This window comes from Cupriavidus malaysiensis (assembly GCF_001854325.1).
In the GTDB taxonomy this organism is placed as follows: Bacteria; Pseudomonadota; Gammaproteobacteria; order Burkholderiales; family Burkholderiaceae; genus Cupriavidus; species Cupriavidus malaysiensis.
In genome coordinates this window covers 3426717-3447723 of record NZ_CP017754.1, presented here as the reverse complement: position 1 = coordinate 3447723, position 21007 = coordinate 3426717, and the positions used below count along the sequence as shown (strand labels likewise).

20 protein-coding genes and 3 tRNA genes are annotated in these 21007 nt (G+C 66.5%); 20 read left to right on the top strand and 3 right to left on the bottom strand.

Features of this window, described 5'->3' with window-relative positions:
* Positions 1 to 90 precede the first annotated feature (90 nt).
* From rpoE to nagZ, 14 genes are all read left to right on the top strand, one after another.
* On the top strand, positions 91 to 690 hold the full coding sequence (gene rpoE / locus BKK80_RS15580; RefSeq protein ID WP_071014264.1) for an RNA polymerase sigma factor RpoE: 600 nt from the start codon (positions 91 to 93) through the stop codon (positions 688 to 690).
* Positions 691 to 801: 111 nt separating this feature from the next.
* Positions 802 to 1431, top strand: coding sequence for a sigma-E factor negative regulatory protein (locus BKK80_RS15575; protein ID WP_071014262.1), 630 nt, complete (start codon positions 802 to 804; stop codon positions 1429 to 1431).
* 8 nt (positions 1432 to 1439) lie between these two features.
* A complete protein-coding gene (locus BKK80_RS15570) occupies positions 1440 to 2516 on the top strand; it encodes a MucB/RseB C-terminal domain-containing protein (protein ID WP_071070878.1) in 1077 nt (358 codons plus the stop codon).
* Between the two features lie 131 nt (positions 2517 to 2647).
* The gene (locus BKK80_RS15565) at positions 2648 to 4144 is read left to right on the top strand and encodes a DegQ family serine endoprotease (protein WP_071014260.1); all 1497 of its coding nucleotides are present in this window, start codon (positions 2648 to 2650) and stop codon (positions 4142 to 4144) included.
* Positions 4145 to 4160: 16 nt separating this feature from the next.
* Positions 4161 to 4433: a glutaredoxin family protein gene (locus BKK80_RS15560; RefSeq protein ID WP_071038131.1), complete on the top strand. Its 273-nt coding sequence runs from the start codon at positions 4161 to 4163 to the stop codon at positions 4431 to 4433.
* A gap of 214 nt (positions 4434 to 4647) precedes the next feature.
* Positions 4648 to 6441 (top strand): translation elongation factor 4, encoded by a 1794-nt coding sequence (lepA, locus tag BKK80_RS15555; RefSeq protein ID WP_071014254.1) that lies wholly within the window; start codon positions 4648 to 4650, stop codon positions 6439 to 6441.
* Positions 6442 to 6535: 94 nt separating this feature from the next.
* Entirely contained in the window at positions 6536 to 7432 is an 897-nt protein-coding gene (gene lepB / locus BKK80_RS15550) for a signal peptidase I (protein ID WP_071014251.1), read from the top strand.
* Positions 7433 to 7551: 119 nt separating this feature from the next.
* Positions 7552 to 7890 carry a DUF4845 domain-containing protein gene (locus BKK80_RS15545; RefSeq protein WP_231907929.1) on the top strand — a complete coding sequence of 113 codons (339 nt, stop codon included), beginning with the start codon at positions 7552 to 7554 and terminating at the stop codon, positions 7888 to 7890.
* A 1-nt stretch (position 7891) separates the two neighbouring features.
* Positions 7892 to 8662 (top strand): ribonuclease III, encoded by a 771-nt coding sequence (gene rnc, locus BKK80_RS15540; protein ID WP_071014245.1) that lies wholly within the window; start codon positions 7892 to 7894, stop codon positions 8660 to 8662.
* On the top strand, positions 8659 to 9594 hold the full coding sequence (gene era, locus BKK80_RS15535) for a GTPase Era (protein ID WP_071014244.1): 936 nt from the start codon (positions 8659 to 8661) through the stop codon (positions 9592 to 9594). Before rnc ends, era begins: the two co-directional genes overlap by 4 nt.
* A gap of 21 nt (positions 9595 to 9615) precedes the next feature.
* Entirely contained in the window at positions 9616 to 10500 is an 885-nt protein-coding gene (recO, locus tag BKK80_RS15530) for a DNA repair protein RecO (RefSeq protein WP_071016493.1), read from the top strand.
* A 20-nt stretch (positions 10501 to 10520) separates the two neighbouring features.
* Positions 10521 to 11309, top strand: a complete 789-nt coding sequence (gene pdxJ / locus BKK80_RS15525; RefSeq protein ID WP_071014242.1) for a pyridoxine 5'-phosphate synthase — start codon at positions 10521 to 10523, stop codon at positions 11307 to 11309.
* On the top strand, positions 11306 to 11743 hold the full coding sequence (gene acpS / locus BKK80_RS15520) for a holo-ACP synthase (RefSeq protein ID WP_071070150.1): 438 nt from the start codon (positions 11306 to 11308) through the stop codon (positions 11741 to 11743). The genes pdxJ and acpS overlap by 4 nt, the downstream gene beginning before the upstream one ends.
* Positions 11740 to 12789 carry a beta-N-acetylhexosaminidase gene (nagZ, locus tag BKK80_RS15515; RefSeq protein ID WP_071014236.1) on the top strand — a complete coding sequence of 350 codons (1050 nt, stop codon included), beginning with the start codon at positions 11740 to 11742 and terminating at the stop codon, positions 12787 to 12789. Before acpS ends, nagZ begins: the two co-directional genes overlap by 4 nt.
* 152 nt (positions 12790 to 12941) lie before the next feature.
* Here nagZ and efp read toward each other — a convergent pair whose 3' ends face one another.
* Both efp and earP read right to left on the bottom strand, forming a co-directional pair.
* On the bottom strand, positions 12942 to 13502 hold the full coding sequence (efp, locus tag BKK80_RS15510) for an elongation factor P (RefSeq protein WP_071014233.1): 561 nt from the start codon (positions 13500 to 13502) through the stop codon (positions 12942 to 12944).
* A 245-nt stretch (positions 13503 to 13747) separates the two neighbouring features.
* Entirely contained in the window at positions 13748 to 14905 is a 1158-nt protein-coding gene (earP, locus tag BKK80_RS15505; protein WP_071014230.1) for an elongation factor P maturation arginine rhamnosyltransferase EarP, read from the bottom strand.
* A 141-nt stretch (positions 14906 to 15046) separates the two neighbouring features.
* Between earP and uvrC the strand changes: the two genes are divergently transcribed.
* The 6 genes from uvrC to BKK80_RS15475 all read left to right on the top strand — a co-directional run bounded on the left by uvrC (position 15047) and on the right by BKK80_RS15475 (position 20087).
* Positions 15047 to 17059 carry an excinuclease ABC subunit UvrC gene (gene uvrC / locus BKK80_RS15500; RefSeq protein ID WP_071014229.1) on the top strand — a complete coding sequence of 671 codons (2013 nt, stop codon included), beginning with the start codon at positions 15047 to 15049 and terminating at the stop codon, positions 17057 to 17059.
* Positions 17060 to 17219: 160 nt separating this feature from the next.
* Positions 17220 to 17822 (top strand): CDP-diacylglycerol--glycerol-3-phosphate 3-phosphatidyltransferase, encoded by a 603-nt coding sequence (gene pgsA / locus BKK80_RS15495; RefSeq protein WP_071014226.1) that lies wholly within the window; start codon positions 17220 to 17222, stop codon positions 17820 to 17822.
* 170 nt (positions 17823 to 17992) lie between these two features.
* Positions 17993 to 18068 (top strand) — tRNA-Gly (locus tag BKK80_RS15490).
* A 76-nt stretch (positions 18069 to 18144) separates the two neighbouring features.
* Positions 18145 to 18220, top strand: a tRNA-Gly gene (locus tag BKK80_RS15485).
* 97 nt (positions 18221 to 18317) lie between these two features.
* Positions 18318 to 18391, top strand: a tRNA-Cys gene (locus tag BKK80_RS15480).
* A 460-nt stretch (positions 18392 to 18851) separates the two neighbouring features.
* On the top strand, positions 18852 to 20087 hold the full coding sequence (locus BKK80_RS15475; RefSeq protein WP_084545597.1) for a cation:proton antiporter domain-containing protein: 1236 nt from the start codon (positions 18852 to 18854) through the stop codon (positions 20085 to 20087).
* Position 20088: 1 nt separating this feature from the next.
* Here BKK80_RS15475 and BKK80_RS15470 read toward each other — a convergent pair whose 3' ends face one another.
* Entirely contained in the window at positions 20089 to 20991 is a 903-nt protein-coding gene (locus tag BKK80_RS15470; RefSeq protein ID WP_071014224.1) for a LysR family transcriptional regulator, read from the bottom strand.
* Positions 20992 to 21007 lie beyond the last annotated feature (16 nt).

Sequence of the window (21007 nt, the reverse complement as noted above, 5' to 3'; positions counted from 1 at the left end):
AGCCAAGACGTGTGCGCCACCGAATCGTAGGTAAAATACAACGTTTGTCGTGACGACGAAACCAAGAGATACACTGCAGGTGAACCATTCGTGAGCGAACGCGAAGCCGATCAGCTCCTAGTTGAACGCGTCCAGCAGGGCGACAAGCGGGCCTTTGAGTTGCTGGTGACCAAGTATCACCGCAAGATCATCCGCCTGATTTCGCGCCTGGTCCGGGACCCCGCTGAAGTGGAGGATGTGGCGCAGGATGCCTTTATCAAGGCATACCGTGCCTTGCCCCAGTTCCGGGGCGAGTCGGCCTTCTACACGTGGTTGTACCGGATCGCCGTCAACACGGCCAAGAACTATCTGGCCACCCAGGGCCGCCGGCCGGAAGCGTCAACGGACATTGATGCCGAGGAGGCTGAAACTTTTGCGGACGGCGAGCAACTAAGGGATATCAATACGCCGGAGTCGATGCTCCACACGCGCCAGGTTGCCGAGACGGTGAACCGGGCGATGGAAGCACTGCCGGAAGAGTTGCGCACAGCCATCACACTGCGCGAGATCGAAGGCCTCAGTTATGAGGAGATCGCGGAGGCGATGGGCTGCCCGATCGGTACGGTGCGCTCGCGCATCTTCCGGGCGCGCGAGGCGATCGCCGAGAAGCTGCGTCCGCTACTTGGAACGGCAGAAGGCAAGCGGTGGTAGAAGCGTTGTAAAGAAATGTCGTGCGGCCAGCGTTGCAGTCAATTCCTGCATCGATAAGCGACAAGCAGTCACGGGATTATCGGTGTTCAATGGAATGTCTTGGGGTGGGAAATGGGTCAGGCTCATAAGCAGTCGGTTCATGTAATGGATGCGGCGGAGCAGGTTTCCGCGCTGATGGATGGCGAGCTGGCACCGCACGAGGCCAGCGCCGCGCTGGAATTCGCGCGCAGCGGCCAAGGCCTGGCCGACTGGTCGACCTTCCAGATGATCGGCGACGTGCTGCGTTCGGAAGACCTCGCGCATATCGATTCGACCAATGCCTTCCTGGCCCGCTTCTCGGCGCGGCTGGACAGCGAGCCGCACGTCCTCGTGCCGGCGGTCGCCCAGGCAGGTCAGGCGCGCCAGCGCCTGCTGCTGCGTCCGTCGTGGGTGCGCCGCGTGGTACCGGGTACCGCCATTGCCGCGGCCGTCGCCGCGGTCAGCTGGGTGGTCGTGCCGCAGATGCGCGGTGCGGGCGACGTGGGTGCGCCGGATGCGGTGGTGGCCCGGGCCGACCAGCCTGCGGCCAAGGCCGGCGGGGTCGTCACCGTGGCGGCCGACAGCGGGCAGATGATCCGGGATCCGCGCCTTGACGAATACCTGCGCGCTCATCGCGTGTCCGTGGCGACCGATGCGGTCGTGCCCACCATGCGCGCGGTTGCCAACAGCGCCAACTTCATTCAGGACAATTCGCAGGAATAATGCCGGACATGCATAAGGGATGGTCGCCCGCCTATGTAGCGGGCGCACACAGAATAAGGGCCCTGCGCAGGTCCTTTTTTCTGGCCTTCTGTCTGACTGCGGCTGCGGCGAGCGCCCAGCCGGCGGACACCGCGCTGGCGCGCCGCGACGCGACGGCCTGGCTGAACAAGATTCACCGCGCGGCGCAGCGTGAGAACTACAACGGCACCCTGATCTACCAGCGCGGCAGCGTCATGCATGCCTCGCGCATCCAGCATTACAGCGACGCGGCGCAGAACGAATACGAGCGTCTCGAAACGCTCGACGGCAAGCCGCGCGAAGTCCTGCGCGAGAACGATGTCGTGCACAGCCTGATTCCGGAGGCCAAGCTGGTGGTAGTGGAGAAGCAGCAGGCCAAGGACCGCTTCCCGGCCCTGCTCGCCACCAACAAGACCGACGTGCTCGATCTCTACGACATGCGCAAGCTGCCGGACGAGCGCCTTGCCGGTCTTGAGTGCGCGGTCTTCGCCTTGCAACCGCACGACGGCGCCCGCTATGCGGTCCGCCTGTGGGCCGAGAAGAATTCGGGCCTGCTGGTGCGTGCACAGACCCTGGACGAGAACGGCAAGGTGCTCGAGCAGGTCGCCTTCTCGCAGGTCCAGATCGGCGTGCCATCGGAGAAGCAGCGCATCCTGTCGGCGATCCGCGGATCCAGCGGCTGGAACCACTACGAGGTCACCTACCAGCCGGCCAATATCGCCGACGAAGGCTGGTCGATCAATGTGCCGGTCAAAGGCTTCCAGAAGATCCGCGAAGTGCGTCGGCCGCTCGGTGAACTGCGTGGCCAGCAGGGCGATGGCCGCAATCAGACCTTCGAGGTGCAGCAGGTCGTGTACAGCGATGGCCTGACCGGCCTGTCGGTATTCATCGAGCCGGTTTCGGAGCAGCGCGCCAGGCGCGAGGGCGTGGCTTCGCTGGGCGCTACCCAGGTGGTGGTCCGCCGCATCGCTGACTTCTGGATCACGGTGGTCGGCGAAGTACCTGCCGCGACGGTGAAGCAGTTCGCGGCAGCAGTCGAGTACCATTCGCCCAAGGTGACGCACTGAGCCAGGTGCCATCCCGAGCCGGGCGCCGCCGCGGGCGGCGCCGGTTGCTTGCGATCGCCGCACGGCGTTCTCACAGTTGTCTCAAATAGACAGACCTTGCCAGCTACAAGCTGAGTTCCCGGGAGTTGTCGATGATTTCCAAATCGCCTGCCATGGCTCGCACCCTGGTGATGGCTGCCATCCTCGCCATCGTGCCGATGGTGTCCGAACTGGGCCATGCCCAGGCCGCGGCCCCCAGCTACGGTGTGCCCGACTTCACCGACCTGGTGGAGAAGACCAGCCCGGCCGTGGTCAATATCCGCACCACCGAGCGGGTCCGCCAGGGCGGCAGCCAGGATGACGACATGGCGGAGTTCTTCCGCCGCTTCTTCGGCGTGCCGATGCCCGGTGCGCCCGCGCCGCGTCGCGGCCAGCCTCCGCAGGGCCAGGGTCAAGGCCAGGGTCAAGGCCAGGGCGAGGAGATGAACCGCGGCGTCGGTTCGGGTTTCATCATCAGCCAGGACGGCTACGTGATGACCAACACCCATGTGGTTGCCGACGCCGACACCATCTACGTGACGCTGCCCGACAAGCGTGAATTCAAGGCCAAGCTGATCGGTTCGGACAAGCGTACCGATGTGGCACTGATCAAGATCGAAGCGACCGGCCTGCCCAAGCTGCCGCTGGGCGATTCCGACAAGGTCCGCGCCGGCGAATGGGTGCTGGCGATCGGCTCGCCGTTCGGCCTCGACAACAGCGTGACGGCCGGCATCGTGTCCGCCAAGGGGCGCGACACCGGCGACTACCTGCCGTTCATCCAGACTGACGTGGCGGTCAACCCGGGCAATTCGGGCGGTCCGCTGATCAACCTGCGCGGCGAGGTGATCGGCATCAACTCGCAGATCTACAGTCGCAGTGGCGGCTACATGGGTATTTCCTTCGCCATCCCGATCGACGAAGCGATGCGCGTGGTCGAGCAGCTCAAGGCCACCGGCAAGGTGACGCGCGGACGCATCGCGGTGGCGATCGGTGAGGTTACCAAGGAAGTCGCCGATTCGCTGGGCCTGGGACGGGCGCGCGGCGCCCTGGTGGGCAGCGTGGAGCCGGGCGGCCCTGCCGAGCGCGCCGGCGTGGAGCCGGGCGACATCATCCTGAAGTTCAACGGCAGGGATATCGAGCGCGCCTCGGACCTGCCGCGCATGGTGGGCGACACCAAACCGGGCAGCCGGGTGCCGATGCAGGTCTGGCGCAAGGGCGCCACGCGCGAGCTCACCATCACCGTGGTCGAGCTGGAACAGGACAACAAGCCCAAGGCGCGCGCGAGCAGCAGCCCGCGCGATGACGGCGGGACTGCGGCGAAGCCGAACGCGCTGGGCCTGATCGTCAATGACCTGAACGAAGCACGGCTCAAGGAGTTGAAGATCAAGTCGGGTGTGGAGGTGGATACGGTCGACGGTCCGGCCTTGCGTGCGGGCATCCGCCCGGGCGACATCATCCTGCGCCTCGGCGATACCGATGTCACCAGCGCCAGGCAATTCAACGACATGGTGCGCGCGCTCGACAAGAACCGACTGGCGGCGCTGTTCGTGCGCCGTGGCGATGCCACCCAGGTGCTGACCCTGCGCCCGGGTAGCAACGCTTCGCGTTGAGCGGCGCCATGCGGCGATGACGGCGCTCACGCTGTATGGCAGGCACCGCTGCCGTCTGTGTGACGACATGAAGGCAGCGCTGGCGCCGCTGCGCCGTGAATTCGACTTCACGCTGCACGAAGTCGATGTCGAGGCGGATCCCATGCTCGAGTCGCGCATAGGGGAGCGGGTTCCGCTGCTGGTGGGCGGGGCGCCGGGCGCCGGCGGCGAGGCACTTTGTCGCTACTTTCTCGATGCCGTTGCGGTACGGGTGTGGCTTGCCGCACATTGTCGCGACCTGCCGCACTAGCCCGCCTGTGGCAGGGCGCCGGCGCGGCCCCATGTCACGATGCGGGAAGCCCCCGAAATCCGGTAAAATCGCGTTTTGGCGTCGACATCCGCGGATGGCGCGCGCCACCGAATATCAGCGACCGGGAGCGGACGCGCCCGGGCGGGCGCCAATTCCGGGTCGTTCCCTAGCTTTGTCGCCCGGCCCTTCGCGCCGGCGCTTTCCCTGTATATAGATGGACCATATCCGCAATTTCTCGATCATCGCCCACATCGACCACGGGAAATCGACCCTGGCCGACCGCATCATCCAGCTCTGCGGCGGCCTGTCAGACCGCGAGATGGAGGCGCAGGTGCTCGATTCGATGGATATCGAGAAGGAGCGCGGCATCACCATCAAGGCCCAGACCGCGGCGCTGAGCTACAAGGCGCGTGATGGCAAGGTCTACAACCTGAACCTGATCGACACCCCGGGGCACGTCGACTTCAGCTATGAAGTCAGCCGCTCGCTGTCGGCCTGCGAGGGAGCGCTGCTGGTGGTCGACGCTTCGCAGGGCGTGGAGGCGCAGACCGTCGCCAACTGCTACACGGCGATCGAGCTGGGCGTCGAAGTGGTGCCGGTGCTGAACAAGATCGACCTGCCGCAGGCCGATCCGGAAAACGCGATCCAGGAGATCGAGGACGTCATCGGCATCGACGCGCATGACGCCACGCCGTGCTCGGCCAAGACCGGCCAGGGCGTGGCGGACGTGATCGAGGCGCTGATCGCCAAGGTGCCGCCGCCCAAGGGCGATCCGGACGCGCCGCTGCAGGCGCTGATCATCGATTCCTGGTTCGACAACTACGTCGGCGTGGTGATGCTGGTGCGCGTGGTCAACGGCACGCTGCGCACCAAGGACAAGGTGCTGCTGATGGCCACGGGCGCCCAGCACCTGGTCGAGCAGGTCGGCGTGTTCTCGCCTAAGTCGATCCAGCGCGACGCGCTTTCGGCCGGCCAGGTCGGCTTCGTCATCGCCGGCATCAAGGAACTGAAGGCGGCCAAGGTGGGCGACACCATCACCAGCGTGGCACGCAAGGCCGAGTCGCCGCTGCCTGGCTTCAAGGAGGTCAAGCCGCAGGTGTTCGCCGGCCTCTATCCGGTGGAGGCCAACCAGTACGAGGCGCTGCGCGAATCGCTGGAGAAACTGCGCCTGAACGACGCCTCGCTGCAGTTCGAGCCCGAGGTGTCGCAAGCGCTGGGCTTCGGCTTCCGCTGCGGCTTCCTCGGCCTGCTGCACATGGAGATCGTGCAGGAGCGGCTCGAGCGCGAGTTCGACATGGACCTGATCACCACCGCGCCGACGGTGGTCTACCAGGTACAGCTGCGCGACGGTACCATGGTCACGGTGGAGAACCCGGCCAAGATGCCGGACCCGGCCAAGATCGAGGCGATCCTCGAGCCGATCGTCACCGTCAACCTGTATATGCCGCAGGACTATGTCGGCTCGGTGATCACGCTGTGCACGCAGAAGCGCGGCACGCAGATCAATATGAGCTACCACGGCAAGCAGGTGCAGCTCACCTACGAGATCCCCATGGCGGAGATCGTCATGGACTTCTTCGACCGGCTCAAGTCGGTGTCGCGCGGCTATGCCTCGATGGACTACGAGTTCAAGGAATACCGGCCGTCCGACGTGGTCAAGGTGGACATCCTGATCAACAGCGACAAGGTGGATGCCCTCTCGGTGATCGTGCACCGCTCGAACTCGCAGTACCGCGGGCGCGAGGTGGCGGCCAAGATGCGCGAGATCATTCCGCGCCAGATGTACGACGTGGCGATCCAGGCGGCCATCGGCTCGAACATCATCGCCCGCGAGAACGTCAAGGCGCTGCGCAAGAACGTGCTGGCGAAGTGCTATGGCGGCGATATCTCGCGCAAGAAGAAGCTGCTGGAAAAGCAGAAGGCCGGCAAGAAGCGCATGAAGCAGGTCGGCACCGTCGAGATCCCGCAGGAGGCCTTCCTCGCCATCCTGAAGGTCGAAGAGAAATAAGGGAAGCGGCAAGAGAAGGGGGGCACCGGTGCGCGCGGCATGCAGGCGGCGCAGCAGCCGGGCTTAACCAATAATCGTCAACAAGCAAGCCGTCATGAACTTTGCACTGATTCTTTTTGTGCTGGTGGTGGTCACGGGCATCGCGTGGGTCGCCGACAAGCTCGTCTTCGAAAAGCAGCGGCGCCTGGCCGCGCAGTCGGCGCTGGCCGAGTTCGATGCGCGCCAGGCAGAGCTGCAGCGCTACGGCCAGTCCGACCTGGACCATTCGCGCAGCCGCCTGGCCGAGGAGAAGCTGCGCCAGCCCTGGTGGCTGGAGTATTCGGCCAGCTTCTTCCCGGTCATCCTGGCGGTATTCGTCCTGCGCTCCTTCGTGGTCGAGCCGTTCAAGATCCCTTCCGGCTCGATGATCCCCACCTTGCTGATCGGCGATTTCATCCTGGTCAACAAGTATGATTACGGTATCCGGCTGCCGGTGATCAACAAGAAGGTCCTCGATATCGGCGAACCGCAGCGCGGCGACGTGATGGTGTTCCGCTACCCGAAGGACGAGTCCCTCGACTACATCAAGCGTGTGATCGGCGTGCCCGGCGACGTGGTCAGCTACCAGGACAAGCGCCTTACCATCAACGGCAAGCCGGCGGAGTACGCGCCGCTGCCCGACTACCTGGACGAGGAGCGCCTGGCTTATTCGAAGCATTTCCGCGAGAAGCTGCCCGCGGGGCCCGACCACGGAATCCTCAACGACCCGGACCGGCCGGCTTATGTCTCGGGGGCGGACCCGGATTTTCCCTTCCACGAGAACTGCACTTACAATCAGCAGGGGCTGACCTGCAAGGTGCCGCCGGGTCACTATTTCGTCATGGGCGACAATCGCGACAACAGCCTGGATTCCCGTTACTGGGGCTTCGTGCCGGACCGGAACATCGTCGGCAAGGCCTTCCTGATCTGGATGAACCTTGGCAATTTCGGCCGCATCGGTTCCTTCAAGTAGGCCGGGGCAGCCGTGTGGAGCCAGCGTATCACCTCACCATAACAAGCTAGGATAGGCGCAGAATGGGTCAGACGGGGCGGAGCGGAGCAGTCGGTGGAGGGCGGCTCCGGCCGACCCGGATGCGAGGATTCTCGCTGGGAACCCTGCTGGTGGTGGTCCTGGTGGCGGTGGGCGTGGTGATTCCGGTGATCAAGACGATCCCGAGCCTGCTGGAGTACTTCTCGGTCAAGCGTGCGGTAGCCTATGCCCGCCAGCAGGCTTCCGGCAAGCAGGAGGTGGCGGGCTATTTTGACAAGCAGGCCCAGATCGACCGCATCACGGCCCTGCGCGGCGACGACCTGGACATCCAGGAAAGCGAGGGCGGAGGCATAGGGGCGGTCAGTTTCTCCTACCGCAGCGAGGTCCCGATCTATGGCCCGCTCAGTTTTTTGATTACCTATTCGGGAACGCAGTACTGACATGAACCTCGACGCCTTGCAGCAACGACTCGGCTACCGATTCAGCAAGCCCGAATTGCTGCAACAGGCGCTGACGCACCGCAGCCACAGCGCCCAGCACAACGAGCGCCTGGAGTTTCTCGGCGACTCGGTGCTGAACTGCGCCGTGGCCGACATGCTCTACGGCATGTTCGGCAAGCTCGACGAAGGCGACCTGTCGCGCGTGCGCGCCAACCTCGTCAAGCAGCAGGCGCTGTACGAGATCGCGCAGATGCTGCAGCTTTCCGACGTGCTGCGCCTGGGGGAGGGCGAACTGAAGAGCGGCGGTTTCCGCCGTCCCTCGATCCTGGCCGATGCGCTGGAGGCTATCGTCGGCGCAGTTTTCCTCGATGCCGGTTTCGACGCCGCGCGGGCCCTGATCCGCAAGTTGTACATCCCCATCCTGGAACAGGTCGATCCGCGCACGCTGGGCAAGGACGCCAAGACCCTGCTGCAGGAGTACCTGCAAGGCCACAAGATCGCCCTGCCGCAATACAGCGTGATCGCCACGCATGGTGCGGCGCACAATCAACAGTTTGAAGTCGAATGCACGGTGCCTAAACTGGAGGTGCGTGTGTTCGGCACGGGCGCGTCGCGCCGCGCGGCGGAGCAGGCGGCGGCCAAGCTGGCCCTCGAAGAGGTCCAGAAGCTGGTGCCCCAGCTGCTCAAGCGCAGCCGCGCCGAGCGTACCGGCAAGACCCGCAAGCAGCCGGCGCCGCCCGATCCTCAGTTGTCTCTCAGGTTGAAGGAATGACCGAATCCCAAGCGCCGCGGCAGGATGCCGCGGACACCCCTCCCGCCGGCTTCCGCTGCGGTACCGTGGCCATCGTCGGCCGCCCCAACGTTGGCAAGTCCACGCTGATGAACGCGCTGGTCGGCCAGAAGATCAGCATCACCTCGCGCAAGGCGCAGACCACCCGCCATCGCATCGTCGGCATCCAGACCAGCGAGGACGCGCAGTACGTCTTCGTCGACACGCCCGGTTTCCAGACACGGCATGCCAGCGCGCTCAACCGCTCGCTGAACCGCGCCGTCACGTCGACGCTGTCGACGGTCGACCTGGTCCTGTTCGTGGTCGAGGCCGGGCAGTATGGCCCGGACGACGAGAAGGTGCTGGCGCTGCTGCCGAAAAACGTGCCGGTGCTGCTCATCGTCAACAAGCTCGACCGCATCGGTGCCGAGCGCGCGGCGGTGGTCATGCCCTTCCTGGAAAAGATGGGGCAGGTCTTCCCCTTCCGCGAAGTGGTGCCGATGTCGGCCAAGACGCGCGACCATATCCAGCGCCTGTTCGCCATCATCCGGCCTTATCTGCCCGAGGGCGAGCCGATGTACGGCGCCGATGCGCTCACTGACCGCAGCGAGCGCTTCCTTGCCTCGGAGATCATCCGCGAGAAGGTCTTCCGCTGGACCGGCGACGAGCTGCCCTATACCAGCACCGTCATCATCGACAAGTTCGAGACGGAAGGGCGCCTGCGCCGCGTCTTCGCCACCATCCTGGTCGAGCGCGACGCGCACAAGGCCATGATCATCGGCAACAAGGGCAGCAAGCTCAAGCAGATCTCCACCGAGGCCCGCCTCGACATGGAAAAGCTGTTCGATGGCAAGGTCTACCTGGAGCTGTGGATCAAGGTCAAGGGCGGCTGGGCCGACAACGAGGCCGGGCTGCGCGCCTACGGCTACGAATGAGCGGGTGACCGGGTGAGCAAGATGCCCGAGCTGGCGGGCGGCGGGCAGGGCCCGCGCGGCGGCCGCCGCGGCGATCCGGTGGCCGAGGATGCGGCGGAGGTCCTGGGCGTCCAGGACGTGCGCGGCGCGAGCGTCGCCGAGCAGCGCGCGATGATGGACCGCGCCCTGCGCATCATGCCGGCGCGCAGCGAGGTGCGCGTCAACAACCAGCCGGGCTTCGTGCTGCATTCGTGGCCCTACCGCGAGACCAGCCTGATCCTCGACGTGTTCACGCGGGACCATGGCCGCATGGCCCTGGTGGCCAAGGGCGCCAAGCGCGCGCATTCCGCACTGCGTCCTGTGCTGCAGCATTTCCAGCCGATCGCGCTGTCCTGGAGCGGAAGGGGCGAGGTCAAGACCCTGACCAAGGCGGAGTGGGTGGGCGGCATGCTGCCGCTTGCCGCCGACGCGCTGCTGTCCGGCTTCTACCTGAACGAACTGCTGCTGCGCTTCTGCCCGCGCGAAGATGGCCACGCGGCGCTGTTCCGCCACTACATGGCCACCTTGACGCGGCTCGGCCACGGTGAGCCCGCTGGCCTGGTTTTGCGCAGCTTCGAGCGCACGTTGCTGCAGGAAACCGGCTTTGCCGTGGCCTTCGACCGTTGTACCAGCACCGGCGAGCGGGTGCGGCCCGAGGTGGACTATGTCTACCATCCGGAGCGAGGCGTGCGGCCGGCGCACGCGAGCGATCCGTCGTCATGGCCGGTGATCGGCGGCCAGTCCCTGCTCGACATGGCCCAGGATGACTATGGCAGGGCGCAGACGGCGGCGCAGAGCCGCGCGCTGATGCGTTTCCTGCTGCACTATTACCTGCAGGGCGAACCGCTCAGGACGCGCCAGATCCTGATCGACCTGCACTATCTCTGAGACCTTACCAAAAGACTCGCATGATCTTCCACGCCCATCCCGGTGTCATCGATCTCGGCGTCAACATCGACCACGTCGCCACGCTGCGCAATGCGCGCGGCACGGTCTATCCGGATCCGATCCAGGCCGCGCTGCAGGCCGAGGAGGCCGGCGCCGACCTGATCACGCTGCACCTGCGCGAGGACCGCCGCCATATCCGCGATGCCGATGTGCGCGCGCTGCGTCCGCAGTTGGCCACCCGCATGAATCTCGAATGCGCGATCACCCCGGAGATGCTCGACATCGCCTGCGAGATCCGTCCCCAGGATGTCTGCCTGGTGCCGGAGCGCCGCGAGGAAGTCACCACCGAGGGCGGGCTCGATGTGGCGGGCCGCTTCGAGCAGGTCAAGGCCGCCTGCCGCCAGCTTGCCGGCGCGGGCATCCGCGTCTCGCTGTTCATCGACGCACAGGCGGAGCAGATCGAAGCCGCCGCCGCCTGCGGCGCGCCGGTGATCGAGCTGCACACCGGCCGCTATGCCGATGCGCACACGCCAGATGAACAGGCGATCGAGTTCCGTCGCGTTGCCGATGGCGTCGAGACCGGCCTGCGCCACGGCCTGGTGGTCAACGCCGGCCATGGCCTGCACTACACCAATGTGCAGCCGATCGCGGCGCTGCCGGGCATCACCGAACTGAACATCGGCCACGCCATCGTCGCGCATGCTGTCTTCGCCGGCTGGCAGAACGCGGTGCGCGAGATGAAGGCGATCATGGTCGCGGCGCGCCTCGGCACGCGCTATCCGGGGCCGGGCGGGAGCGCGCCGGCGTGATCTACGGACTGGGTACCGACATCATCCAGATCGAGCGCGTGCGTGGCGTGATGGCGCGCACCGGCGGACGCTTCGCACAGAAGGTCCTGGGCCCGCGCGAACTGGAGAAGTACCATGCCCGCCTGGCCCGCTCCGAGAAGCGGGGGCTGGCCTTCCTGGCCACCCGTTTTGCCGCCAAGGAGGCCTTTTCCAAGGCCATCGGGCTGGGCATGCGCTGGCCCATGACCTGGCGCGCGATGGAGCTGCTGAACCTGCCCTCGGGCGAGCCCGTCGCCCAGTGCAGCGGCGAACTGGCCGAATGGATGCGCGCGCGCGGCCTGGCGGTGCGCGTCAGCGTCAGCGATGAACAAGACTATGCGGTCGCCTTCGCGATCGCCGAGCGCGTGGCGGCCGGCGCCGCGCGTGCTACCGAACCGGAACAAGATACTCCATGACTCAACTGATCTCCGGCAAGCGGCCGGGCCCCGTGGTGCTCGACATCGTCGGCAAGCAACTCGACGCCGAGGATGCGCGCCGCATCGCGCATCCGTTGACCGGTGGCGTGATCCTGTTCGCGCGCAATTTCGAGTCGCGCGCGCAGTTGCTGGCCCTGACGCGCGCCATCCGCGCGGTGCGCGACGACGTGCTGATCTGCATCGACCACGAAGGCGGGCGGGTGCAGCGCTGCAAGACCGATGGCTTCACGCACCTGCCGGCGATGTCCCGCCTCGGCGAGTTGTGGGATCGCGATGTGCTGGCCGCGACCAAGGCGGCGGTCGACTGCGGCTATGTGCTGGCCAGCGAATTGCGGGCCTGCGACATCGACCTGAGCTTCACGCCGGTGCTCGACCTCGACTATGGCCGCAGCGCGGTGATCGGCGACCGCGCCTTCCACGCCGATCCGCGCGTGGTCACCATGCTGGCCAACCACCTGGCCCACGGCCTGCTTCTGGCCGGCATGGCCAACTGCGGCAAGCACTTCCCGGGGCACGGCTATGTTGCTGCGGATTCCCACGTGGCGGTGCCGATCGACGAGCGCCCGCTCGAAGAGATCCTGGCGCAGGACGCACGGCCCTACGACTGGATGGGGCTGTCGCTGGCCTCGGTGATGCCGGCCCATGTGATCTACCCGCAGGTGGACGCGCAGCCGGCGGGCTTCTCGCGCATCTGGCTGCAGGACATCTTGCGCAGCCAGCTCGGTTTCGAGGGGGTGATCTTCAGCGATGACCTGAGCATGGAAGGAGCCAGCGTGGCCGGCAGCGTGACCGAGGCGGCCCGCGCGGCGCTCGGCGCCGGCTGCGATATGGTGCTGATCTGCAACCATCCGGAGCGTGCCGACCAGCTGCTCGACGAGCTGGATGTGACCATCGGCAAGGCATCGCAGCGACGCATCCGCAAGCTGTTTGCGCGCCGCAGGCCGCTCGACTGGAACAAGCTGCACCGCCAGCCGCAGTACCGCGCAGCGCTGCGCCAGCTCAAGGCGCTGGACCTGGTCGCCTGAGTTGCGTTGCGTCCGGCTCGCCCGGTGGCCGGGCGGCCGCCGGGTGAGCCGGACGAGGCAAGCGGCCGAGCGTAAGAAAAAAGAAAAAGGGCAGCCGAGGCTGCCCTTTCTTCGTCCCGCCGCGCACGCCGGGGCGCGCACGGTGCATCGCCTTAGTTGGCGCGGCTGCGGTATTCGCCGGTACGGGTGTCGATTTCGATCTTGTCGCCGATGTTGCAGAACAGCGGCACTTGCAGTTCGAAGCCGGTGTTGATCTTGGCGCTCTTCAGCACCTTGCCCGACGAGGTGTCGCCCTTGACGGCGGGTTCGGTGTAGACGATCTCGCGCACCAGGCTGGTCGGCAGTTCGACCGAGATGGCCTTCTCGTTGTAGAACACCACTTCCACGGCCATGCTGTCCTCGAGGTAGTTCAGCGCGTCGCCCATGCTGTCCTTCTCGACTTCGAACTGGTTGTAGTCGGCGTCCATGAACACATACATCGGGTCGGCGAAGTACGAGTAGGTGCATTCGCGGCGCTCGAGCACCACCACTTCGAACTTGTCGTCGGCCTTGAACACCGACTCGCCCGGAGCTTCGGTGAGCAGGTTCTTGTATTTCATCTTGACGACGGCGGCGTTACGGCCCGACTTGTTGTACTCGGCCTTCTGGACCACCATCGGAGCGCCGTTCATCATGAACACGTTGCCGACGCGGAGTTCTTGTGCGATTTTCATCTGAACTGATTTCCTGAAAAAGAAAGTCCCGGAATGCGGGATGGCGATGATGTGCGCTGGCGCGTTGCAGACCCGCAAGATCCACTGCAATCCCGCCGCCGCTGTGCGTCGAGCCGACGCTCCAGGTGCTCCCGCCGAGACATCCGTCCGCTTGGCGGCCGCGCTTTTGGCGGATCGTCGGGCGGGACAGGCACTGCGCGAAGGCTACCCCGGTTTTCCGGGCCGGTCGCCATCAAATCAACCCGTTATTCTACCTGATTCTCGCAAAAAGCCACCAGATTGGCGGCCAGGTCGCCGAGGTGGCGCAGGCGCCGCTGCCAGTTCCCGGCTGCCGCCTGCAGGGCCGGCAGGCGGGCGGCCAGCGCGGGCCAGTCGACCTCGCCGCCGAAGCCGTTCCAGGCGTGCCAGAAGGCGGTCTGCACCGCGCTGGCGGCGGGGTCGGCATGGCGCCCGGCCAGTTCGAGGTAGGCGTCCAGCTTGGCCCGGTGCGCGTCGTCGGCCTGGGGGTAGATCTGCCAGACCAGCGGGCGGGAGGCCCAGTGCGCGCGTACGAAGGAGTCCTCGCCGCGTACGAAGTTCAGGTCGCAGGCCCACAGCAGTTCATCGTAGTGCTCCTGGCGCACGAAGGGCACGAAGTGCACGCTGAGGGCGCCCGCCGTGAAATGCCGGCCCACCTGCGCCTGGGTGTCCAGGCAGGCTGCGACCTGGTCGGCGGCGAGGCCCAGCGGGACCAGGCACTGCACCCGGCGGGGGCCGTCGCGCCATTGTTGCAGCAAGGCCGGCAGGGACGCGTTGGCGTAGGCGAACAGGCTCACCTTGAGCGCCTCGGCGAGCGGCTGCGCGTCCAGGCGGTGCCACAGCGCCGCCTGGGCGGCGGCGCTGCCGAGGAAGGCCTCGCGCTCGGCGCCGAGCGCTGTTTCTCGCAGCAGGCCGCCGGTACCCGGCTCGAAGCCGGGGAAAAAGAAATGCTTGGTCAGCGGCAGGCGCGGATGCGGCGACGGCATGGCGTGGTAGTCGCGCACCCAAGGCTCGGCGCTCAGGTACTCCAGGTTGATCCAGGCGGGATGCGGCACGCGCGTTGCCATGCGCGCCAGGAACGGCTCGGGCAGGGTGCAGGCGAAGGCCTCGATCACGACATCGTGCGGCACGGCCTCGCAGAACACCGTGGTGGCGGCGGGCTCGTCGCGCGGCCAGGGGCGGATCTCGACGCCGGCGATGCGTTGTTGCGGCGCCGTCGGATCCAGCCCGGGCGCGAGGCGCGCGAAGGCGTTCAGGTCGTCGACCCAGAGCCGCACCGTGTGGCCGTGCTCCTGCGCCAGCTGGCGCGCCAGCCGCCAGCAGACGCCGATATCGCCGAAGTTGTCGATCACGGTGCAGAAGATGTCCCAGGAACGGATGGGCATGACAGGGGTCTTTGGGGGATCGGTAGGGGAGGCCGGATACGGCGGGCCGGCATGGCCGGGGATTGCTCTACACTTGCGATTTTAGAGCGTGTCCCGGCCGCGCCGTGCGCCGGGACCCGTGCCGTGTCTCCAGATCCGCCCATGTCAGAGCAGGAATCCGCATCCTCCGCCACGCCGCCGGCATTCGATCCCAAGGCTGTCATCGCGCAATTGCCCGGCCTGCCCGGCGTCTACCGCTATCTCGACAGCGACGGCCGCGTGCTCTACGTCGGCAAGGCGCGCGACCTGAAGAAGCGCGTCTCCAGCTACTTCAACAAGACGCAGCTGTCGCCGCGCATCGCGATGATGGTGGCCAAGATCGCGCAGATCGAAACCACCGTGGTCCGCACCGAGGCCGAGGCGCTGCTGCTCGAGAACAACCTGATCAAGGCGCTGGCGCCGCGCTACAACATCCTGTTCCGCGACGACAAGTCCTATCCCTACCTGAAGCTCAGCGGGCACCGCTTCCCGCGCATGGCCTACTACCGGGGCGCGACCGACCGCAGGCACCAGTACTTCGGCCCCTTCCCCAGCGCGCATGCGGTGCGCGAGAGCATGCAGATCCTGCAGCGCGTGTTCCAGCTGCGCACCTGCGAGGACACCGTCTTCAACAACCGCACGCGGCCCTGCCTGCTGCACCAGATCCATCGCTGCACCGGTCCTTGCGTGGGAGCGATCGGTGAGGCCGACTATGCGCGCGACGTGCAGAATGCCGCCGGCTTCCTGCAGGGGCGCCAGACCGAGGTGCTGGAGGGGCTGCAGTCCAAGATGGAGCGGTATGCCGAGCAGCTCGAATTCGAGCAGGCCGCCGTCGTGCGCGACCAGATCGCGGCGCTGTCGACCGTGCTGAGCCGCCAGGCGGTCGAAGAGGTGGGGCTGGCGCGCGACATCGACATTCTGGCGGTCGCAGTCGAGGGCGGGCGTGCCTGTGTCAATCTCGCCATGGTGCGGGGCGGGCGCCACCTGGGCGATCGGGCCTATTTCCCGGCCCATGCCGAGGAGGCGGCGATGATCGTCGGCGACGAGGCGCTCGAGGCCATGCCGGTGGAGGCCGCCGCCGAAGCGCCGGCAGGGGAGGCAGGCGAGAGGGCGCCGGGCAGCGCCGCGCCAGCAGAGGAGGCCGCCGGCAGCGCTGTCGAACGCATTGCCGGTGGCGTGATGGCTGCCTTCATGGCGCAGCACTATCTGGACCAGCCCCCGCCGCCCATCCTGGTGGTCAGCCACCTGCCGGCCGATCGCGCGCTGGCGGAAGCGCTGGCCATGCAGGCCGGCCGCAAGGTCTCGCTGGTGCGCCAGCCGCAGGGCCAGCGCCGCACCTGGCTCGAGATGGCGCAGCAGGGAGCGGCGCTGGCGCTCGCGCGGCGCCTGGCCGAGCAGGGCAGCCAGCAGGCTCGCACGCGCGCCCTGGCCGAGACCATCGGGCTGGAGCCCGACGACCTGGCCGAACTGCGCGTCGAGTGCTTCGATATCAGCCACACGGCAGGCGAGGCGACGCAGGCGTCCTGTGTGGTGTTCCACCACCACGAAATGCAGAACAGCGAATACCGGCGCTACAACATCCAGGGCATCACCCCCGGCGATGACTATGCCGCCATGCGCCAGGCGCTCACGCGGCGCTACCAGAAGCTGGTCGAGCAGGAAGAGGGGGCCGGCGCGGGCGAGCCGGTACAACTGCCGCAAATCGTGCTCATCGACGGTGGCAAGGGCCAGGTCGAGGTGGCGCGGCAGGTGTTCGAAGAACTCGGCCTCGATATCGGCATGCTGGTCGGCGTGGCGAAAGGCGAGGGCCGCAAGGTCGGGTTGGAAACGCTGGTCTTTGCCGATGGCCGCGCCGCACTGGAACTGGGGCCGGGCAGCGCCGCGCTGATGCTGGTGGCGCAGATCCGCGACGAGGCTCACCGGTTCGCCATCACCGGCATGCGCGCGCGCCGTGCCAAGGCGCGTACCACCTCCCGGCTGGAGGAAATCGAAGGCGTCGGCGCGCGCCGGCGCCAGAAGCTGCTGACCCGCTTCGGCGGGCTGCGCGGCGTGGTGGCCGCCAGCGTCGACGAGCTGGCCAGCGTCGAGGGCATTTCGCGCGCGTTGGCCGAGGAGATCTATCGCCAGCTGCACTGAGAGAACACCGGTGCCGGAGAGTACCTGCATCGCCCTGGACGGGGCCGCCATCCGGCCAGTCCGGCCGCGTGGAATGCCGGAATGGCCCCCCGAGGGGGGAAATCGGCGACAATCTCACGGTTGTCCACCGCTTCGACCGCTGTTTCCCGCGCCCCGACCCATGCCCCTGAACATCCCGATTCTGCTGACCTGGCTCCGCGTTGCCATGATCCCGCTCGTGGTGGGGGTCTTCTACCTGCCGGAGGCATGGGTGCCGATGCATGCCAAGAACCTGACGGCGGCAGTCTTCTTCATCATCGCCGCCGTCACCGACTGGCTCGACGGCTTCCTGGCGCGGCGCTGGAACCAGACTTCGTCCTTCGGCGCCTTCCTCGATCCGGTCGCCGACAAGCTGATGGTGACGGCGGCGCTGCTGTCGTTGCTGGCGCTGGGGCGGGTCACCGACCTGATCGCGCTGGTCATCATCGGTCGCGAGATCACGATCTCGGCCTTGCGCGAGTGGATGGCGCAGATCGGTGCCTCCAAGAGCGTGGCGGTCAACTTCCTGGGCAAGCTGAAGACGACCTTCCAGATGATCGCGATCCCGCTGCTGCTGTTCAACGGCCCGTTGTCCGGTGGCATCGACGCCAGCGTGCTCGGCACCTGGATGATCTACCTGGCGGCGGTGCTGACACTGTGGTCGATGGTGTACTACATGAAGCTGGCGTGGCCGCAGATCCGCGAGCGCAGCGCACTGGTCGGGGAGGCCCACACGCAAAAGTGAGGGCGAATGCAAAAAAAGCTTGACGTCCGGAATCGTCCTTTGCAATAATCTCGTTCTCGCTGCTGACGACGCAAACGAAACAGCGAGGTAAAGCGAAGCTGGTGCGAGAACGCTGCAGTAGGCAGCAGTTAGCGCGCGATTGGCAAAGCGAAGTAGTTGATGATATCCCTGCGGGAGTAGCTCAGTTGGTAGAGCGCAACCTTGCCAAGGTTGAGGTCGCGAGTTCGAGACTCGTCTCCCGCTCCAGGTTTCGGCGAGTACGCCAGACGATCGACAAGTTCGATGCTGTGGCGGGCAAGCCTAGTGGTTTGAGTAGTAGTACGCGGGAGTAGCTCAGTTGGTAGAGCGCAACCTTGCCAAGGTTGAGGTCGCGAGTTCGAGACTCGTCTCCCGCTCCAATCCCAAAGGGAAGCCCGGCTTCCCTTTTGTTTTGGCTTGTGGCCGCGTCGCCCCGTTGGGTGGCTGATTGCGGATACAATCCAGAAAATGTCGCCTGGCGGGGTGGCAGAGTGGTTATGCAGCGGCCTGCAAAGCCGTGTACGCCGGTTCGATTCCGACCTCCGCCTCCAGATCAGCGAAAGCCCCGAAGCATCTGCTTCGGGGCTTTTTGCTTTGGTGCCGCCCGCTCGCGCCGCGCGCTGCGAGTGCGGGCGGCGCGCAGCGGTACGAACCGGGGGCCTATCGCCATAGCGGTCCAGGTGGCATATCCGGCCCTTGTTCTTGCCATGGCCTGCACGGGGATCGTGTTACATTATGCGCAGCCGTCGGCACCTTCGCGCCGGGTCCCCCAGCCCAGTCTGAGCGGAACCGCCAATGCCATGCCGGTCGCGGGCAGCGATCCGTTCGTACCCGTGCGCCATTGACGGCTTTCCCGTTTTCCGCCTTTTCCGAGCAGCAGTACGGCACGCCAGCGCGGGCTCCCGCGCAGCATGCCCGGTGTCAGTGGACAGCGCTGGCCAGGAGTTCGGCGCCGGCGGAGGCTTGTCCAATCTGCCCCCCTGCGGCCTCCGAAAAAGGAATCGACAACGCATGCATCACGCCTCCCCGCTCATCAGTACCATCGTCGGCGGCATCGTGCTGGCTTTCCTGCTCGGTGCGCTGGCGGCGCGGCTGCGCCTGCCGCCGCTGATCGGCTACCTGTGCGCGGGCATCGTGGTGGGGCCGCACACGCCCGGATATACGGCCGACCAGACGCTGGCGCCGGAGCTGGCGGAGCTGGGTGTGATCCTGCTGATGTTCGGGGTCGGCCTGCATTTCTCGATCAAGGACCTGCTGGCCGTGCGGGCTATCGCGATTCCCGGCGCGGTGGCGCAGATCGGCATTGCCACGCTGCTTGGCATGGGTGTGTCCTGGGCCCTGGGCTGGAGCTGGGGGCAAGGGCTGGTGTTCGGCCTGGCCCTGTCGGTGGCCAGTACCGTGGTGCTGCTCAAGGCTTTGCAGGATCGTGACCTGATCGACTCGCCGCAAGGCCGGATCGCCGTGGGCTGGCTGGTCGTCGAGGATCTGGCGATGGTCTTGACGCTGGTGCTACTGCCCGCGCTGGCAGGCCTGCTGGCCCCGGGCGCGCAGGCGGACGGGGCGGCCTCGCCCGGCGCCGGCGATATCTTGGTGGCAGTGCTGGTGACGCTGGGCAAGGTGGCCGCCTTCGTCGCCGTGATGCTTCTGATCGGGCGGCGCTTCATCCCCTGGATGCTGGAACGCATCGTCTGGAGCGGCAGCCGTGAACTGTTCCGCCTCGGCGTCCTGGCCACGGCGCTGGGCGTGGCCTTCGGTGCCTTCTACCTGTTCGGCGTCTCGTTCGCGCTGGGGGCCTTCTTCGCCGGTATGGTGCTGGCGGAGTCCGAGTTCAGCCATCGGGCGGCCGAGGAGTCGCTGCCGCTGCGGGATGCCTTCGCGGTGCTGTTCTTCGTCTCGGTCGGCATGCTGTTCGATCCTGCCGTGCTGGTCGCCGACCCTTGGGGCGTGCTGGCCACGCTGTTCATCATCCTGGTGGTCAAGTCCCTGGCAGCACTGGGCATCGTGCGTGTCTTCGGCTACGACACCCGCACCGGCCTGACCATTGCCGCCAGCCTCGCGCAGATCGGCGAGTTCTCCTTCATCCTCGCCAGCCTGGGCGTGTACCTGAAGATCCTGCCGGAGCGCGCGCAGGCACTGATCGTGGCCGGCGCGCTGCTGTCGATCATGCTCAATCCGCTGCTCTTCCACCTGCTCGACCGCTATACGGCCCGGCAGGCGCGCACCTTCGCGGAAGCCGACCTGTCCTGAGTCAGGCGCCTGCGCTGGCGCCGCGGTGCAGGTACTCGGTGAAGGCCAGCAGGCCCTGGGTCGGATACTTGTGCTCGTGCACCACCAGTTGCAACGGCCGGACCAGGGGCGGCATGCCGGCGCGCAAAGCCACCAGCTGGCCGCGCTCCAGTTCCTCCGCCACCACGTGCAGCGACAGGCAGCTGATGCCGAAGCCGCTCATCACTGTGCGCTTGATGGCTTCAGCGTTGCCCAGTTCCAGCGCGAAGCGCAGTTCGCCGAGCACCGGCACCAGGCGCTGCTCGATCACCTCGCGCGTACCCGAGCCGGGCTCGCGCACGATCCAGTCGGCCTCGCGCAGGGCCTGGCGGCTGACCGGCCGCTGCGCCAGCGGGTGCGTGGTGCCGACCACCACCACCATCTCATCGTCGCACCAGTGTGTGCTGCGCAGGTCGCGCTCGTGGCAGGTGCCTTCGATCAGGCCGAGGTCGGCTTCGAACTGCAGCAGCGCCTGCAGGACCTCGCGCGTATTGCCGATGCGCATATCGAGCGCGCACGGTCCCGGCTGGCTGTCGCGGAAGCCGCGCAGCAGGGCCGGCAGGATATAGCTGCCGATGGTGTTGCTGGCGGCCAGGCGCAACTGCACGCCCGACTGCAGGGGAAAGCGCTCGAGCTCGTACGCCTGGTCCAGCAGCGACAACGCGCGCGGGAAGAATAGCCGTCCGGTCTCGTTGATGCTGAGGCGGCGTGCGACGCGATCGAACAGGGGGCCGCCGAGCGCCCGCTCCAGCTCGGCCAGCGCGGCGCTGACGGCGGATTGCGAGAGCGCCAGCGCTTCGCTGGCGGCCACCGTGCTGCCATGCTGGGCAACGGCGACGAACACGGAAAGCTGGCGCAGGGTCAGGCGCAGGGGGCGGTGTTCCATATCGTTAATTCAGATT